Annotated in this window: 11 protein-coding genes; 10 read left to right on the top strand and 1 reads right to left on the bottom strand. The window is 44.4% G+C overall.

Annotated elements, in window-relative coordinates; all coding sequences use genetic code 11:
- Positions 1-12 precede the first annotated feature (12 nt).
- The 6 genes from QZ574_RS12095 (at position 13) to QZ574_RS12070 (ending at position 10579) form a co-directional block, all read left to right on the top strand.
- Positions 13-2373, top strand: coding sequence for an NAD(P)H-dependent oxidoreductase subunit E (locus tag QZ574_RS12095; protein WP_297089793.1), 2361 nt, complete (start codon positions 13-15; stop codon positions 2371-2373).
- 60 nt (positions 2374-2433) lie between these two features.
- Complete coding sequence (locus QZ574_RS12090) at positions 2434-3978, top strand: FAD-dependent oxidoreductase (protein ID WP_297089790.1); 1545 nt, start codon at positions 2434-2436, stop codon at positions 3976-3978.
- Positions 3979-3998: 20 nt separating this feature from the next.
- Positions 3999-5135 (top strand): PQQ-binding-like beta-propeller repeat protein, encoded by a 1137-nt coding sequence (locus tag QZ574_RS12085; RefSeq protein ID WP_297089788.1) that lies wholly within the window; start codon positions 3999-4001, stop codon positions 5133-5135.
- A 146-nt stretch (positions 5136-5281) separates the two neighbouring features.
- The gene (locus QZ574_RS12080; protein ID WP_297089786.1) at positions 5282-6565 is read left to right on the top strand and encodes a glycosyltransferase family 4 protein; all 1284 of its coding nucleotides are present in this window, start codon (positions 5282-5284) and stop codon (positions 6563-6565) included.
- Between the two features lie 40 nt (positions 6566-6605).
- The gene (locus QZ574_RS12075; RefSeq protein WP_297089784.1) at positions 6606-7301 is read left to right on the top strand and encodes an ABC transporter ATP-binding protein; all 696 of its coding nucleotides are present in this window, start codon (positions 6606-6608) and stop codon (positions 7299-7301) included.
- 17 nt (positions 7302-7318) lie between these two features.
- Entirely contained in the window at positions 7319-10579 is a 3261-nt protein-coding gene (locus QZ574_RS12070) for an ABC transporter permease (RefSeq protein ID WP_297089782.1), read from the top strand.
- Positions 10580-10629: 50 nt separating this feature from the next.
- On the opposite strand, the gene QZ574_RS12065 is transcribed toward QZ574_RS12070, so the two are convergent.
- Positions 10630-10812 carry a hypothetical protein gene (locus QZ574_RS12065; RefSeq protein WP_297089780.1) on the bottom strand — a complete coding sequence of 61 codons (183 nt, stop codon included), beginning with the start codon at positions 10810-10812 and terminating at the stop codon, positions 10630-10632.
- Positions 10813-10905: 93 nt separating this feature from the next.
- On the opposite strand from QZ574_RS12065, the gene QZ574_RS12060 reads away from it, so the two are divergent.
- From QZ574_RS12060 to glmS, 4 genes are all read left to right on the top strand, one after another.
- The gene (locus QZ574_RS12060; RefSeq protein ID WP_297089778.1) at positions 10906-11379 is read left to right on the top strand and encodes a nucleoside deaminase; all 474 of its coding nucleotides are present in this window, start codon (positions 10906-10908) and stop codon (positions 11377-11379) included.
- A 61-nt stretch (positions 11380-11440) separates the two neighbouring features.
- Complete coding sequence (locus QZ574_RS12055) at positions 11441-12430, top strand: PAS domain S-box protein (RefSeq protein WP_297089776.1); 990 nt, start codon at positions 11441-11443, stop codon at positions 12428-12430.
- Between the two features lie 184 nt (positions 12431-12614).
- A complete protein-coding gene (locus QZ574_RS12050; RefSeq protein WP_297089775.1) occupies positions 12615-14648 on the top strand; it encodes a DUF4954 family protein in 2034 nt (677 codons plus the stop codon).
- 68 nt (positions 14649-14716) lie between these two features.
- Entirely contained in the window at positions 14717-16555 is a 1839-nt protein-coding gene (gene glmS / locus QZ574_RS12045) for a glutamine--fructose-6-phosphate transaminase (isomerizing) (RefSeq protein ID WP_297089773.1), read from the top strand.
- Positions 16556-16667 lie beyond the last annotated feature (112 nt).

Genomic DNA, 16667 nt, shown 5'->3' with positions numbered 1-16667 from the left:
TACCAAAGCAGAATGACAACAGAACAACAAATGACGGAAGAAAAGAATAATATCAATCAGATAATAGCGGATAAAGGCGCTACAAAAAAAAGCCTTATCCCCATCTTGCAAGCCATTCAGAAAGAGCACAACTACCTGCCCGAAGAATTGCTGAAAGACCTGGCGGATAAATCAGAAATCAGCTTAGCTGAAATTGTCGGAGTAGCCAGTTTTTATTCACAATTCAGGCTTCAACCGGTTGGCGAACACATGATAAAAGTGTGTGTGGGTACTGCTTGTCATGTAAAAGGTGCAGGCCAGGTGTACGATGCTTTCCGGCGCGAATTAAAACTGGCTGATGGTGAAGACACCGAAGAGTCGGGTAAATACACCCTGGAACAAGTGGCTTGTTTGGGCTGTTGTACCCTGGCTCCTGTCGTTCAAATTGATGAAACTACCTACGGGCATGTAGCCTCCGATCAGGTTGAGCAAATTATTGCCGATTTTGAAAGTATAAAAGGTACAAAAAGTGCGAAAAAAGCACGTAAAGCCGATGGTTCCGAAATTCAGGGTGAAATACGAATCGGGCTCGGTTCGTGTTGTGTGGCCAGTGGCAGCCAGGAAATTCAGCAAGAGGTGGAAAGTGTGGTGAACGAAAGTGGTTTGCGCGTAAATTTAAAGCATGTAGGCTGCGTAGGCATGTGCCACCAGGTGCCACTGGTAGAGATTGTACCTAACGATGGCGAAGCTACACTTTATGCCAAGGTAAAACCCGAGGATGTTAAAAATATTGTTGAGAACCATTTTGAAGCACCGGGAATGTTTACCCGCTTAAAAAATAAATTGTTGCATACGGTAGAAACCATACAAACCGACCGTAACTGGGAGGGAATTCAGCGCTACGAAATAAGCATGCGCGAAAAACCTGTCGCCTCATTTCTGGGGAAACAAGTGCCAATTGCTACCGAGTATCGCGGCATAATCAATCCCCTTGATGTGGAAGAATACCTGAGTAGGGGAGGTTTCTCGGCATTGGCGAAAATGTTAAAAACCATGTCGCCAGATGAAGTAATTCAGCAGGTAAAAGACAGTGGAATTCGTGGACGCGGGGGAGCCGGCTTTCCAACAGGTGTAAAATGGGAGCTTGTTAAAAAACAAAAAGACGAAACGAAATATATTATTTGTAATGGCGACGAGGGCGATCCCGGTGCATTTATGGACCGAATGTTGCTCGAATCGTACCCCTATCGCGTAATTGAGGGGATGATTATGGCAGCCTATGCCGTTGGTATTCATCAGGGTTATCTCTACATAAGGGCCGAGTACCCGCTGGCTGTAAAACGTATACGCGAGGCCATAAAAATATGCGAGGCCAAAAACTACCTGGGCAAAAATATTCTTGGTAGCGGTTTTAGCCTCAATTTGCAAATTTACGAAGGTGCCGGAGCTTTTGTTTGTGGCGAAGAAAGTGCACTTATTGCCTCCATCGAAGGCAACCGGGGATTTCCACGAATGCGTCCGCCTTATCCGGCTGAAAGCGGATTGTGGGGCAAGCCAACGCTGGTAAACAATACCGAAACCCTCGCCCAGATTTCCTACATTCTTCGGGAAGGAGCCGAAGGCTTTTCAAATATTGGTTCGGGAAAAAGTACCGGTACAAAAGTTTTTGCCTTGGCCGGAAAGGTGGCTCGCGGCGGGTTAATTGAGGTACCCATGGGAATTACCATAAAGCAGGTGATTGAAGAAATTGGTGGCGGCATTGCCAACGGTCGTAAATTTAAGGCGGTACAAATAGGTGGTCCTTCCGGAGGGTGTATTCCGGCAGAACATGCCGATACGCCAATCGATTTTGAATCGCTCGGAGAGATGGGAGCTATGATGGGCTCCGGAGGGCTGGTGGTGCTCGACGATACCGACTGTATGGTGGATATTGCCCGTTATTTTTTGTCGTTTACCCAGGAAGAATCGTGCGGAAAATGTACGTTCTGCAGGGTAGGCACCAAACGCATGCTTGATATTCTGGATCGTATTGTTTCAGGCAAAGGGAAAAACGGAGATATTGAAGAATTGGAACACCTGGCGGCCTGGACGAGCAAAGGCAGTCTGTGTGGACTCGGAAGAACAGCACCAAACCCGGTGCTCAGTACTTTAAGGTATTTCAGAGACGAATACGAAGCGCACATAAACGGTACCTGCCCAACTGGTAAGTGCACCGACCTGATAACCTACTCGGTTAACGACGATTGTATTGGCTGTACCAAATGTGTGCAAAAATGCCCGGTAGATGCGATACCATTTACCCCACACGAAAAACATACTATTGATACCGGGCTTTGTATAAAATGCGATGCGTGCAGAGCGGCATGCCCGGTTGATGCCATTGATGTAAAATGAGTTGCTGGATTGTGAAGAGTTCAAGTATACAGAAACGAGTATCTAGTATCTAAAAAACAAATGATTAAACTAAAAATAAATAACAAAGTAGTTGCGGTTGAAGATGGGACTTCAGTAATGAAAGCAGCGCAGCAAATGGGAATTGATATACCAAACATGTGCTGGAACGACGAGCTGGAGCACTTCACATCCTGCATGCTTTGTATGGTGAAAGACAAAAAGAACGGGAAACTTTATCCGTCGTGTTCGGTAAAGGTAACTGAAGGAATGGAGGTGATTACTGATGATGATGAAATTGCAGAATCACGAAAGACTGCTCTGGAGCTTTTATTGAGCGAGCATGTTGGCGATTGCGAAGCACCTTGCCAGGTGGCTTGTCCTGCCCACATGGATATTCCAAAAATGAACCGTTTCATTGCCGCCGGAAAATTTGATGAGGCTTTGGCTGTGGTAAAAAAAGACATTGCCTTACCCGCTGTTTTGGGACGCATTTGCCCGGCTCCATGCGAAGGTGCCTGTCATCGGAAAACGGTTGATGAGCCTGTTTCTATCTGTCTGCTAAAACAAATAGTTGGCGACAAAGGAAACCCCGCACCTGTTCCCGAGCTTGAACAAACCGGCAAAAAAGTGGCTGTAATTGGCGCCGGCCCTGCAGGTTTGGCTGCCGCCTATTATCTTCAGTTAAAAGGAATACAGGTTACGCTTTTTGATAAAAACGAAAAGGCCGGAGGTTTGCTCCGTACCTCCCTCTCGGCTGAGGTATTGCCACTTGAGGTGTTAGATAGGGAGATTGCAGAGATTATTAAAACAGGTGTAATTTTTAAGGGCGGAACAGCAATAACTCTGAATGTTTTTGAAGAAATGAAAGCGGAATTTGATGCATTGGTAGTTGCTACCGGTGTAATTTCAGGCGAGACGGAGAATTTTGGTTTGCAAGCCGGGCCAAAAGGAATTGTTGCCGATAAAAACAGCTATCAAACCTCCGATGAAAAAGTTTTTGCCATTGGTAATGTATTGCGCTCGTCGCGCCTCGCGGTTCGGTCGGTGGGGCAGGGCAAAGAGGTGGCCTTTGCAGTGCAACAGTTTCTAAAAAAACATGCAGTTAAAGGAGAACCTCGTTTGTTTAATTCGCGTTTTGGGCGCCTGGTAAAAAACGAGCTGGCCGAATATTTAAAAGAGTCGGTTGATGCGAAACGAATTTGGCCCGAAGGAGGTACAGGCTTTTCAAATGAGCAGGCAGTGGCCGAAGCTAAAAGGTGCCTGCATTGCGACTGCCGTGCCATTGATAACTGCAAACTACGCAATTATTCCGAGGCGTATAATGCCGACCAGAAACGTTATAAAACAAGCGAACGCAGAACGATTACAAAACAAATAAACCATGGGGCGGTGGTGTACGAACCGCAAAAATGTATAAAATGTGGCATTTGCGTGCGACTCACCGGTAAATACCGCGAGAAATTTGGTTTTACTTTTATTGGCCGTGGTTTTGATGTGGAAATTGGTGTACCTTTTAACGAAGCCCTGAAAAATGGCTTGACAGAAACAGCGGTAAAAGTAGCCAATGCCTGTCCCACAGGAGCCATTTCGCTTAAAAAAGAATAAATAGATTAGCTGAAGTTAGGATGGAAAAGACAAAATGTAAAAATAGATGCAACAAATTTTTTCTATTTCTGCTGGTGCTTGTAGCGGGGATGGAGGCATTTGCCCAAACTGCTGATTCATGGCCTGTTTTTCGTGGCAATCAAAACCTTACGGGAGTTGCAAATACAAGTATTTCTGAGTCGCCCAATTTGCTTTGGACCTACCAAACCGGCGACAATATAAAAGGTGCTCCGGTTGTTGCCAAGGGGAAAGTGGTGGTTGGCTCAACAGATGGTTGGATGTACTGCCTTGATTTTAATGGGAAGTTACTTTGGAAATACGATACCGGTAACTCCATTGAAGCTCCTGCACTCCTCCTTGAAAAAACGGTTTACATTGGTAACCTTGATGGAGTGATGACAGCCCTTGACCTTAATTCAGGTGAAAAAATATGGGACTACGAGTGTGATAATCAGATAATAGGCTCGGCAAACTTTTGGAAAGTTGGTGAAAAGACCTACCTGGTTTTTGGCAGTTACGATTACTACCTGCATTGCGTTGATGCCCAAACCGGTAAAGGCCTGTGGAAATACGAATCTGATAATTTTATTAACGGTGCTGCCGCTTGTGCAAATGGGGTAGCAATGTTTGGTGGTTGCGATGGTTTTTTGCACCTGGTTGATATTCAAACCGGAAAAATGGTGAAGAAAATTGATGTGGCAACCTATGTGGCCGGCTCCATTGCTGTAGAAAACAACAAAGCCTACCTCGGAGATTACGATGGGCGTTTCTTTCAGGTTGATTTAAAAACCGATAAAACCACCTGGGTATGGGAACACGAAAAAACAAAACTTCAGTTTATTGCCTCACCGGCCCTTTCAGGCGAAAAGGTGCTAACAGCCAATCACAATAAATTTTTGTACTGTTTCGACAAAAATACGGGAAAAAAATTGTGGGAATACAATACCGGAAGACAGGTGGAAGCTTCTCCGGTAATAATAGAAAATAAGGTGTTGGCGGCAAACATGCGCGGCGACCTGGCTTTGGTGAACCTTTCAGACGGAAAGCCTGTTTGGACTTACGAGATAGGGAGTCAGATTATAAGCAATCCGGCAGTGGCAAACGGCAGGTTGTTTGTTGGTGCCTACGACGGAAATGTGTATTGTTTTGGCGAATAGGATAAACACAAATACGGTGAGAAGTCTGTGGCTAAGTGTCATCTCGTTAGTATGGATGAAATGAACAGAAGCCGGACGTTTAAGAAAGCATTGTTGAGCTGAATAGATTTTTGCGATTTAGTGTCTTTGTGGATAAAAGAAACAAGATGAATATTATACAAATTATTCCCGGTTCCGGGGGCAGTTTTTATTGTGGAAATTGCCTGCGCGACAGTAAATACGTTGATGCATTGCGCAAACTTGGGCATCAGGTAATAAAAGTCCCCATGTACCTGCCTTTATTTTCTGATGAGCAGGACATTAATGATATTCCGATTTTTTATGGAGCCATCAGCACCTATTTAAAACAGGTTTACCCCATTTTCAGAAAAGCACCGGCTTGGTTTGATAAGCTGCTGAATTCAAAACCAATGATGAAACTTGCGGCATCGCAGGCCGGTTCTACCCGGGCAAAAGGCCTGGAGGACATGACCATTTCGATGCTGCTGGGTGAAGAAGGTGAGCAAAAACAGGAGCTGGAAAAAATGGTAGACTGGATTGCAGAGCATTGCCAACCCGATGTGATTCATATTTCAAATGCGTTATTATTGGGGCTGGCAAAACGTTTAAAACAAAAGGTGGGTGTGCCGGTGGTGTGTTCGCTGCAAGACGAAGATGTGTGGGTAGATGCTATGCAACCAAGGTTTCAGCAAAAAATATGGGATTTAATGCACCAGCGTGCTCAAGATGTGGATGCCCTGGTAGCGGTAAGCAATTTCTTTGCTGAAACCATGAAAAATCGCATGCGGATATCCGACGACAAAATGCACACTTTTTACCTGGGGGTTGATGTGGAAGATTATCCGTTTATACCGGTAAAGGAAAAACCACGAAATGTTGGTTACATCTCGCGCATGTGTTACAAAGATGGTTTTGATATTGTGGTAGATGCTTTTATTGACTTAAAGAAAAAAACGGGTTTTGATGATGTTAAACTTATTGCAACCGGTGGATTAACAGGCGATGATAAAAAGTTTTTGAAAGAACAAAAGCAAAAAATAAAGACGGCCGGTTTGGAGAAGGATTTTGAAATAATTGAAGAATTTGAAGGAGATGCGCGGCATCATTTCTTTAAAAAAGTTGCGTTGGTTTCGGTGCCGGTACGTGTTGGCGAAGCTTTTGGCATGTATCAGCTGGAGGCCATGGCTTCGGGTGTGCCAATCGTTCAGCCGGCGCTGGGGGCTTTCCCCGAAGTGGTTGACGTGTCGGGAGGAGGTGTTGTTTATGAACCCAATTCGCCGGAACAACTTAGTGAGGCCTGGGCAGGGCTTCTAAATAATCCGGAAAAGCTGCAACAATTAAGTGAAACCGGTTATAAGGGAACAAAAGAGAAATTCAATATCCATAATCACGCACAAGAGATTGTGGGATTGTACGAAAGTTTCAACTAAAAAATAGCTGGCGTTTTTGCGCCTTTGCGAGAGATACAAAATGTTGCTACAATTAAAAAACATAAGTAAAGGCTACGGCGAAAAAGGAACCCATAGTTTTCGTCAGGTGCTAAACGAGTTAAACCTTGAAATTGAGAAAGGTGAAAAAATAGCCATAATCGGGCCCAGTGGATCGGGTAAAACAACTTTGCTGAACATGATTGGTGCACTGGATTTGCCCAACTCGGGCGAGGTTGTTTTTAGTGGTCAAAACATTACGGGCTATTCAAAAAAGGAATTAGCGAATTTTCGGAATCAGCACCTGGGCTTTGTTTTTCAGTTGCATCATCTCATGCCACAGCTAACGCTTTGGGAGAATGTATTGCTTCCGCTGTTGGCCCAGGGAAAAATTTCTGCGGACCAAAAAGAATGGGCCGAGTACCTCGTTAAAAAAGTAGGAATTTGGGAGCAGCGCAAACAAAAACCGGCTGAAATGTCGGGGGGCGAATGCCAGCGCACCGCTGTTGTTCGGGCATTAATCAATAAACCCCAGCTTATTCTTGCCGATGAACCCACAGGCGCCCTGGACGAAAATAATGCCATGGCGCTTTCTGAATTGTTAATCCAACTCAGTGTTGAAGAAAATCTTACCCTGATAACGGTTACCCACTCTTCGGAATTGGCGCAGAAAATGGATAAAAAATACTTGTTGAGAAACGGCAAACTGGAAACTGATAAAACAAGAAGCAGCAAGTAGTAGCGAGGGCTGAAAGTATGACGAAACTTCAATACATAATAAAATCTTTTATCCATTATTTTAAAGCCAATTTATTGGTGGCCCTGGGCGTATTAATTAGCACCATGGTTTTAACCGGTTCATTAATTATTGGCGATTCGGTACGTTTTAGTTTAACCCAAGCCACCTTTTATCGTTTAGGCGAAACAACGCATCTTGTTTCAGTGGCTGAGCGCTACTTCAGACAGGAAATGGCTGCTGAAATTGAAGCTGATAATCCAGCAATTAAAGCAACTCCGGTGTTGTTGTTGGAGGGAATGGCTATTGCCGATGGCGGACAATTACGTGCCAACAGGGTTCAGGTGCTTGGCGTGGCAAATGGTTTCGATAAAATTGCAAACAGCAAGGTATTTGCTGAATTACAAAACAACGAAATTGCCATCAGTGAGAACCTCGCTGATCGCCTTGAAAAAGGAGAAGGTGATAATATTTTGGTACGAATAAAAAAAGCCAGTCTTATCCCAATGAATGCTCCGTTTGTTTCGGCTGAAGAAACCAGTGTAGCTTTGCGGGCCACCATCAAAAAGGTTGTTTCAAAAGAAGAGCTTGGGCGTTTTAATCTTAAAAATTCGCAAACCGCACCCTACAATTTTTTTGTTTCCATTGAACGCTTAAACCGGCTAATGGAGTTTGAAGGAAAGGCTAATCACTTGTTGATTTCCACAGCTGAAGAAACGGCAGATGTCGCCCGCGCAGTAAAAAATTGCCTTAGTCCTGTTGATGCCGGTTTGTCGCTTAAATTAATTCAACCTACTAATGAAGTGGAGGTTTCTACCGAGCGGGTTTTTATGGAAGAAAAGGTTTCGCAGACCTTAAAGATGCTGCCTGATGCTGAACTTATTTTAACCTATTTTGTGAATGGGATTGTTCGGCCTTCAAATAGCAGGCAGGATTCAATGTCAATTCCTTATTCGTTTGTTTCCTCGCTTTCTGATTCGCGGCTGGCCGACCATGAAATTATTCTGAATCGCTGGGCAGCAGATGAGTTGCAGGCGCAAGTTGGCGATGCCATCGTTTTGAAATATTTTGAAATAGGCCCGCTGCGGAAACTGCTGAACAGGGAAACGGAATTTGTTCTTAAAGAAATCATTTCGATGGATTCGGAGTTGGCAGATCCCAGTCGTGTTCCTCATTTGCCAGGCTTGTCGGATGCCGGGCACTGTCGCGAATGGGAGGCCGGAGTGCCAATCGATTTGGATGCTATAAGCGAGAAAGACGAAAAATACTGGGACGATTATAAAGGTACACCCAAGGCCTATATTTCAACAGAAAAAGCGGTGGCAATTTGGGCCAACCGTTTTGGAAATTATACTGCTGTCCGGTTTCCTGCCGAAACTTTTAATGAGGAGCAGTATGAGGAATTATTTGCACAACATATTACGCCTGCTAATCTGGGAATGGCCATTGAACCCATTCGCGAACAAGGGGTGCATGCTGCACAAAACGGCACCGATTTTAGCGGCTTGTTTATCGGATTGAGCTTTTTTATTCTGGTGGCATCCATAATTTTAACAGCACTGCTGTTTCACCTTAATCTCGAAACCCGTGCGGCACAGGTAGGTTTATTGGTGGCACTTGGCTTTCAGCAAAAACAAGTTCGTTGGTTTTACCTTTTTGAAGGTTTTGTTGTGGCTGTATTTGGTGCGGTTTTGGGACTGCTGGCTTCGCTCGTTTATACACGTATGGTCTTTCGGGTGCTTAATTCGCTGTGGTTCGACATTGTTCGAACCAATGTTTTGGAGGTAAAAATTATTCCTATAACCCTGGTGCTGGGCTTGCTAATAAGTGTGGTGGTGTCGTTGGCGGTTATTTTTAATACCATTCGCAAGTTTCAGCAAAAAATGGCTGCCGACCTGCAAAAACGAGTTCACATAAAACAAAAAAAGACAACCGGCTTATTGTATAAAATTGTGCTTTATCTTTCGCTGGGAGTTGCTGCCGGAGTTTCAGTTTCGGAGCTGTTGGCAGCTCAGCTGAATCCGTCTATGTTCTTCCTTTCGGGTGGGCTGTTGCTCCTCGGGTTACTGCTGCTGTTCAGGCAAATAGTTTTGAAACAGGGTCTGCAGGAAGAGACTGAGTTCCGTCTCTCTGAATTGGCCCGGATTAATCTTTCGCGTAATATTAATCGCTCGTTAACAGTGGTTGTTTTGTTTGCACTGGGGACTTTTTTGGTGGTTTCAACCGGTTCAAATAAGCTCGATTTGTTTGCCAATGCGAACGAGAAATCGAGTGGAACAGGAGGCTTCCTGTATTTTGCCGAAACTACAATGCCGGTTTTGTTTGATATTAATGCCGGGGAAAAACGTGCCGAAGAAGGAATGTACGAAACCTTTGATGTGGTGCAGTTTCGAAAAGTTGAGGGCGACGATGCCAGTTGTTTAAACCTAAACCGAATTGTGCAACCTGCCGTTTTGGGCGTAGATCCGGAGAACCTGGAAGGGCGATTTGCTTTTGCCGCTACTTTAAATGGAATAAAGGAGGATCCCTGGCGGATGCTGGATATGGATTTTGACGACGGAACCATCCCGGCCATTGCCGATCAGACTGTAATTCAATGGGGACTGGGAATGAAGGTTGGCGATGTGTTGCTTTATCAAAATGAATTGGGCGACACGCTCCGCCTGAAGCTGATTGCCGGAACAACACCGTCCATATTTCAGGGCTTTGTAATCATTTCCAATAAACATTTTCTAAGAAATTACCCTGGCAGTAGCGGTTCCAGTTTGTTTTTGGTGAATGGAGCACCTGAAGATCAGGAAGCAATTGGAGAGGAGTTGCAACTGGTGTTTCGCGATTATGGCTGGGAAATGGAAAGCACAGCCAAACGCCTCGTAGAGTTTTATTCGGTAACCAATACTTATCTCTCGATATTTTTAGCACTGGGCGCTTTGGGCTTGTTGCTCGGAACCATTGGCCTGGCAGTAATTCTTGCCCGTACCATAATCGAGCGCCGCCGCGAAATTGCACTCATGCTGGCCGTTGGTTATACCGCACGGCTTATATTTAAAATACTGGTGAAAGAATACCTCATTTTACTCTTTGTGGGTGTTTTAGTTGGGTTTATTAGCGCTGTTATTGCCACGCTACCTGCCTTCTTATCCACAAATGCCGATGCTTCATTTTCAACCGTTGCCATGGTTGTGGCATTAATTCTTATCAACGGTTTGGGGTGGATTGTTGGCTTGAGTTGGTTTTCGTTGAAGAAAAAGGTGTTGGTTGAGGGATTGAGAGTTGAATAAAGATTAATACATTAACTTCGAAATTGTTTTGTGCATTAATTCTCTTTCGGTTAGCATATTGTTAAGTCCAGCAATTTTGTACTTAAGAATATTATAATATTTTCCGGGGCGGTTGTGTTTTGAGTTCCAGTATGATTCTCCATGGTTTTGTTTTTAGGCATCGAAAGTTTCTGCGCCATTGCATTTCGCTTTACTAAAATTTCATTTGGAAGCGTACTTGTAAAAGTTGCCATCGGTGCATGTTTGTGAAATGTAAAGATGAATCAAAAATGTAAAATTGTGTTTACTTTTCAGATTTGTATATTTGATAGACGAAAAACAAAGCCATGAACAATCATAAACGTTTTATGCAGGCCGCAATAAATTTGGCCCAAAAAGGAATGGAGAGCAACACCGGAGGACCTTTTGGTGCAGTGGTTGTAAAAAACAATGAAATTATTGCCGAAGGTTGCAACCGGGTAACATCATCAAACGACCCAACGGCCCATGCCGAAGTGGTGGCCATTCGCGAAGCCTGTAGGGTGTTAAATACTTTTCAGCTAACAGGATGTACGGTTTATACTTCGTGCGAGCCTTGCCCCATGTGTCTGGGTGCCATTTACTGGGCCCGTCCGGATAAGGTAATTTATGCCGCTACAAAAGAAGATGCTGCCGATGCACAATTCGACGACCATTTTATTTACGAAGAAATGGAACTGCAACCCGTTCAGCGTAAAATAAAATTCGAAAACCTGATGCGCAAAGAAGCGCAGGAGGTTTTTCAAGGCTGGAAAAGCAAGGAAGACAAAACACAGTATTAATACTTTTTGCTAATTGCGGATAGACAAAGCCATACTTGCCAATATTTTTTAATTTTATTGCATGGCAGGCGATAAAGATCATGCGAAAATAAAACGAATAGAGGCACTCGAGAGCGAGGTGTCGAAGTTAAAGCTTGAGCTCGAACACTTGAAATTTCAGGAAGAGCAGGAGCGAACTAAACGTGCTTTTTACCAGCAAATTGCCGATTTTGCATTTGCATGGGAGTTGTGGTTTGAATCCAACGGAGCCATAAAATATTGCTCGCCCTCGTGTTACGACCTAACCGGTTACTCGGCAAATCAAATTATAGCATCGGCCGGGATTAACGAATTGCTGGTTTTTGATGCCGACAAAGAAAAATACACTAACTTTCTGCAAGGGGCACTCAATCAAACTTTACTTCATCAAACCCTCGAATTTAGAGTGCTTACCCGCACCAAGCAATTGCGCTGGTTTATGATGAACGTGCGTGGTGTTTACGACAAAATAGGCAAGTACCTCGGAATTCGGGCTTCGGTGCTCGATATTACCCGCCTGAAACAAGCCATGGGGCATATTCTGGAGCTTGAAAAAACCAAAGCCTTTGATAGCCGAAATAAAAATCGTTTGCAAACAGAACTCGAGCTCAAAGACCGGGAGTTGGTATCTTTTCTCTTGCAATTGTCGCAGAAAAACGAGTTGTTAAGCAAAGCCGCTGCGCTTCTTCAGCAGGAACACAAAAGTGGTGCAAAGAAAGCGCCCGATACGCTTCGGCAACTAAAAGACCTTTTGCAGACCAATTCGGTTCAGGCCGTTGATTGGAGTATGGTGGAGAATCAGGTCGATAAAATTCACCCCGGGTTTCTGGAGCGCTTGCAAAAAAAACATCCCTTAATTTCTGTAAACGACAAAAAGATCTGCTCTTACATTCGTTTGGGTTTGTCGAGTAAAGAAATTGCCGGCCTTTTAAACATTACACCAAAAAGTGTTGAGGTTTCGCGTGTTCGCTTACGAAAAAAGCTCGGAATTAATGTAAAAACACGCCTCGTGTTCTACCTGGAGCAGCTTTGATATTAAGTTTTGTATTTGTGTTTAGATTTGTATGTAGTGGTTTGAGTTGTTTTAATCTATTAAAATACAATTTGTTATAAGATTTGTGTTTTGTTAATGTTGTGTGATGATGTGTATATGTTATGTTTTTGTTTGCTAGCGGTTTTGTTTTTTGCTATACCTTTGAATACAAAATCGTCAGATTATGACTCAAAACGCAGAAAACAATTACAGAAACTTATTGGACGAAGAGATTGGACAGTTGGTGCATCAGGGCTGTTCGTCAACCGATTGGAGCCTGGTTAAGGTGGCACCCGATTTTATACCCGACAGTATTGAAAACAGCAAGTTTACCGGGCGAATTCGTTTAAATGGATTTACCGGCAGCGTAAAACTGGTGGGTGGAATAACCTTTAAAACCGGAATTTACAATGCCTGGTTGCACAATTGCGAGGTGGGTAAAAATGCCCTTATTCACAATGTACGCAGTTATATTGCCAATTATCGCATTGAGGAAAATGTAATTATACATAACATAACAACGCTGGCGGTTGATGGCGAAACCTCGTTTGGTAACGGTGTTAACGTTGAAGCTATTAACGAAGGCGGAGGACGCGAAATTCCTATTTACGATTACCTTTCGGCACATGTGGCCTACATGATGGCTTTGTATCGTCACCGCCCGGCGCTCGTGCGCTCGCTTAAAAGTATGGTTGCCAATTATACCGAATATGTTACCGATACCCTTGGTGTTATTGGAGCCGATTCCAGGATTGTGAACTGCAATACCATTCTGAATGTAAAAACTGGTCCGGCTACCACTATTGATGGTGCTAAAAAACTGCAAAACGGAAGTTTGAACAGTAACTACGAAGCGCCGGTACATATTGGCGAAGGCGTTATAATGGACGACTTTATTGTTAGCTCGGGAACGACAATTGCCGACGCCACGCTGGTTTCAAAATGTTTTGTGGGGCAGGGTTGTGTACTCGATAAGCATTATTCGGCTGAAAACTCTCTGTTTTTTGCCAACTGTCAGGGCTTCCATGGCGAAGCTTGCTCTATTTTTGCAGGGCCTTACACCGTTACCCATCACAAATCTACATTGTTAATTGCCGGAATGTTTTCGTTTTTAAATGCGGGTAGCGGTTCCAATCAGAGTAATCATTTGTATAAGCTTGGTCCTATTCACCAGGGAATAATGGAGCGTGGGGCAAAAACCACCAGCGATTCGTATCTGCTGTGGCCATCGCGCATTGGAGCTTTTTCGCTGGTTATGGGACGACACTACAAACATTGCGATACCACCGATTTTCCTTTCTCGTATTTAATTGAGAGCAAAGATGAAAGTATTTTGGTGCCGGCAATTAATCTAAAAAGTATTGGTACCATTCGCGATACACAAAAGTGGCCCAAGCGCGACAAACGAGCCGATTCAAATCTGCTCGATCTGATTAACTTTAATCTGCTAAGTCCTTATACCATCGATAAAATGATTAAGGGACGTAAGAAATTACTTGCCCTGCGCCAATCATCGGGAAAGAATGCTGCCCACTACAGCTACGAAAAAATGAAAATTGAAAAACGCGCGCTCGACAGGGGGATTCAACTCTACGAAATGGCCATCTGGAAATTTTTGGGCAACTCGGTTATTACCCGTTTAATAGGAGGGAAGTACAATTCGGCCACCGAAATTAGAGCCGGTTTACAGCCTACTACAAAATTTGGCAAGGGCTATTGGGTCGACCTCTGCGGAATGATTTGTCCTTTTGAAGCGCTCGATCAGTTGCTGGCCTCGGTTGAGGATGGTTCTGTGCAATCGCTCGAGGAGTTGAACTCGGCACTGGCAACCCTACACAAAAATTATTACAATTACGAATGGACCTGGGCAGCAGAAGTACTGGAGCAGTTTTACGGCAAAAATATCAACGCGTTTGAGGCAGCCGATGTAATTACCATCGTAAAAAAATGGAAAGAAAGCGTGTTGGGTATCGACCGCTTTTTATACGAAGATGCACGAAAAGAATTCTCGATGAGTAAAATGACCGGTTTTGGTGTTGACGGTGAAAACAAAGCACGCGAACTGGACTTTGCAGAAGTTCGTGGCGAATTTGAAAGTAATGTTACCGTTAAAGAGATTCGGGAGCACATGGAGAAAAAGGAACAGCTCGGCACCCAGATGATTGAACTGATGATGCAGGTTAGGGAGAATAAAAATTCGGTAGAAATTGCAAACTAAAACATTGGGTAGTATGCTTTTGTTGAAAGTAGTTTGCTTCTCGATATAAAAATAAACAGCAGAAAAATATGTGTGGAATTGTTGGATACATTGGCGATAAAGCGGCTTTTCCGATATTAATTAACGGCCTGAAACGATTGGAATACCGGGGCTACGATTCGGCCGGAGTGGCCTTGTTAAATGGTACGCTCGAGTGTTTCCGAAAAAAAGGCAAGGTGGCAGACCTCGAGCAGTTTGTTAGCGAAAAAAACTGCAACGGCACAGTGGGTATTGGTCATACCCGTTGGGCTACACACGGCGAGCCCAGCGATAAAAATGCACATCCGCACACCTCGTTAAACGGCTACTTTTCAATTGTGCATAACGGGATAATCGAAAACTACGCCAAAATAAAAAGCGATTTAGAGGCACATGGCTACACATTTGCCAGCGATACCGACACCGAGGTATTGGCTAATCTTATCGAGTTTTTTTACCGGCAGGACGATACCATGTCGGCCGAGGCAGCTGTTCAGTTGGCGCTTTCTAAAGTGGTAGGAGCCTACGGTATTGCGGTGTTGTGTAAAAACGAAAACAACAAAATTGTGGTGGCGCGCAAAGGCAGCCCCCTGGTGGTTGGCCTGGGTGACGGCGAGTATTTTATTGCCAGCGATGCCTCGCCAATTGTAGAATACACCAGCCAGGTAATTTACCTGAACGACGAAGATATTGCCATTTTGCAAAAAGACGGCTTCACGCTAAAAAACGTTCAAAATAACCCGGTTTCGCTAAAAATAAGCAATCTCAATCTGGAGATAGGGGCAATGGATAAGGGCGACTACGACTATTTTATGCTAAAAGAAATTTACGAGCAGCCAAAAACCATTGAGGAAACATTTAGAGGACGCTTGCAAAACGATTACTCTGAAATTGTGTTGGGTGGTTTAATGCAGGTGTTTCCGAAAATTGAGAAAGCACAGCGTATTGTAATTATTGGCTGCGGTACCTCTTGGCATGCTGCCTTAATTGCCGAGTACCTGTTTGAGGAGTATGCGCGCGTTTCGGTTGAAGTGGAATATGCCTCGGAGTTTCGTTACCGCAAGCCGGTGCTGTCGCCTGATGATGTGGTGATATTAATTAGCCAGAGTGGTGAAACGGCAGATACCCTGGCAGCTCTGCACCTGGCAAAGGCCGAAGGGGCAACAGTGTTGGGAATTTGTAATGTGGTAGGCTCAAGCCTTGCGCGCGAAACCCATGCCGGGGTGTACACCCATGCCGGGGTAGAAATTGGCGTAGCTTCAACCAAAGCTTTTACCGCGCAGGTAACCGTACTTACCATGATTGCGCTAAAACTGGCCAAACGCAAAGCAACCATTAGCGATGCCGACTATAAAATGTTGGTGAAAGAGCTGGCTGCCGTACCAGAAAAAGGCCGTATTATTTTGCAGGAAAATGAAAAAATACGCCAGATAGCCGAAAAATACCACGAAGCCATAAATGCACTTTATCTCGGGCGTGGCTACCTTTTTCCGGTGGCTTTAGAGGGGGCATTAAAATTGAAAGAAATCTCGTACATACACGCCGAAGGGTATGCTGCCGGCGAAATGAAACACGGCCCAATTGCCCTGGTTGATAACAATTTGCCCGTGGTAGTGGTGGCGCCGCAAGACGATTATTACGAGAAAGTGGTAAGCAATATTCAGGAGGTGAAAGCCCGTAAAGGAAATGTTATAGCGGTGGTTACCGAGGGCGATACCGGCCTGAAAGCCCTCGCCAACGATGTAATTGAAATACCCAAATCGCACCCGGCCATGGCACCACTACTGGCCGTTATGCCCCTGCAGTTGCTGGCTTACCACATTGCCCTGCTAAAAGGATGTAATGTCGATCAGCCCCGTAATCTGGCCAAAAGTGTAACGGTTGAATAGGTAAACGTGCCCGGATTTTTGGTGTCGCAACAGGGAATAATAACCCACTTTTTTGCCCGGTTAACGATGGTATTAGCCCGATGGTCGATAAAATTATCAGCATAAAATCATT

This window comes from uncultured Draconibacterium sp. (genome assembly GCF_913063105.1).
In the GTDB taxonomy this organism is placed as follows: Bacteria; Bacteroidota; Bacteroidia; order Bacteroidales; family Prolixibacteraceae; genus Draconibacterium.
The sequence above is the reverse complement of the archived record's forward strand: the minus strand, read 5'-3'. Positions and strand labels throughout refer to the sequence as shown.

Excerpts from the sequence above, each read along its gene's own strand:
- QZ574_RS12095 (WP_297089793.1), top strand. The coding sequence starts at position 13 with ATGACAACAGAACAACAAATGACGGAAGAAAAGAATAATATCAATCAG.
- QZ574_RS12090 (WP_297089790.1), top strand. The coding sequence starts at position 2,434 with ATGATTAAACTAAAAATAAATAACAAAGTAGTTGCGGTTGAAGATGGG.
- QZ574_RS12085 (WP_297089788.1), top strand. The coding sequence starts at position 3,999 with ATGGAAAAGACAAAATGTAAAAATAGATGCAACAAATTTTTTCTATTT.
- QZ574_RS12080 (WP_297089786.1), top strand. The coding sequence starts at position 5,282 with ATGAATATTATACAAATTATTCCCGGTTCCGGGGGCAGTTTTTATTGT.
- QZ574_RS12075 (WP_297089784.1), top strand. The coding sequence starts at position 6,606 with ATGTTGCTACAATTAAAAAACATAAGTAAAGGCTACGGCGAAAAAGGA.
- QZ574_RS12070 (WP_297089782.1), top strand. The coding sequence starts at position 7,319 with ATGACGAAACTTCAATACATAATAAAATCTTTTATCCATTATTTTAAA.
- QZ574_RS12065 (WP_297089780.1), bottom strand. The coding sequence starts at position 10,812 with ATGGCAACTTTTACAAGTACGCTTCCAAATGAAATTTTAGTAAAGCGA.
- QZ574_RS12060 (WP_297089778.1), top strand. The coding sequence starts at position 10,906 with ATGAACAATCATAAACGTTTTATGCAGGCCGCAATAAATTTGGCCCAA.
- QZ574_RS12055 (WP_297089776.1), top strand. The coding sequence starts at position 11,441 with ATGGCAGGCGATAAAGATCATGCGAAAATAAAACGAATAGAGGCACTC.
- QZ574_RS12050 (WP_297089775.1), top strand. The coding sequence starts at position 12,615 with ATGACTCAAAACGCAGAAAACAATTACAGAAACTTATTGGACGAAGAG.
- glmS (WP_297089773.1), top strand. The coding sequence starts at position 14,717 with ATGTGTGGAATTGTTGGATACATTGGCGATAAAGCGGCTTTTCCGATA.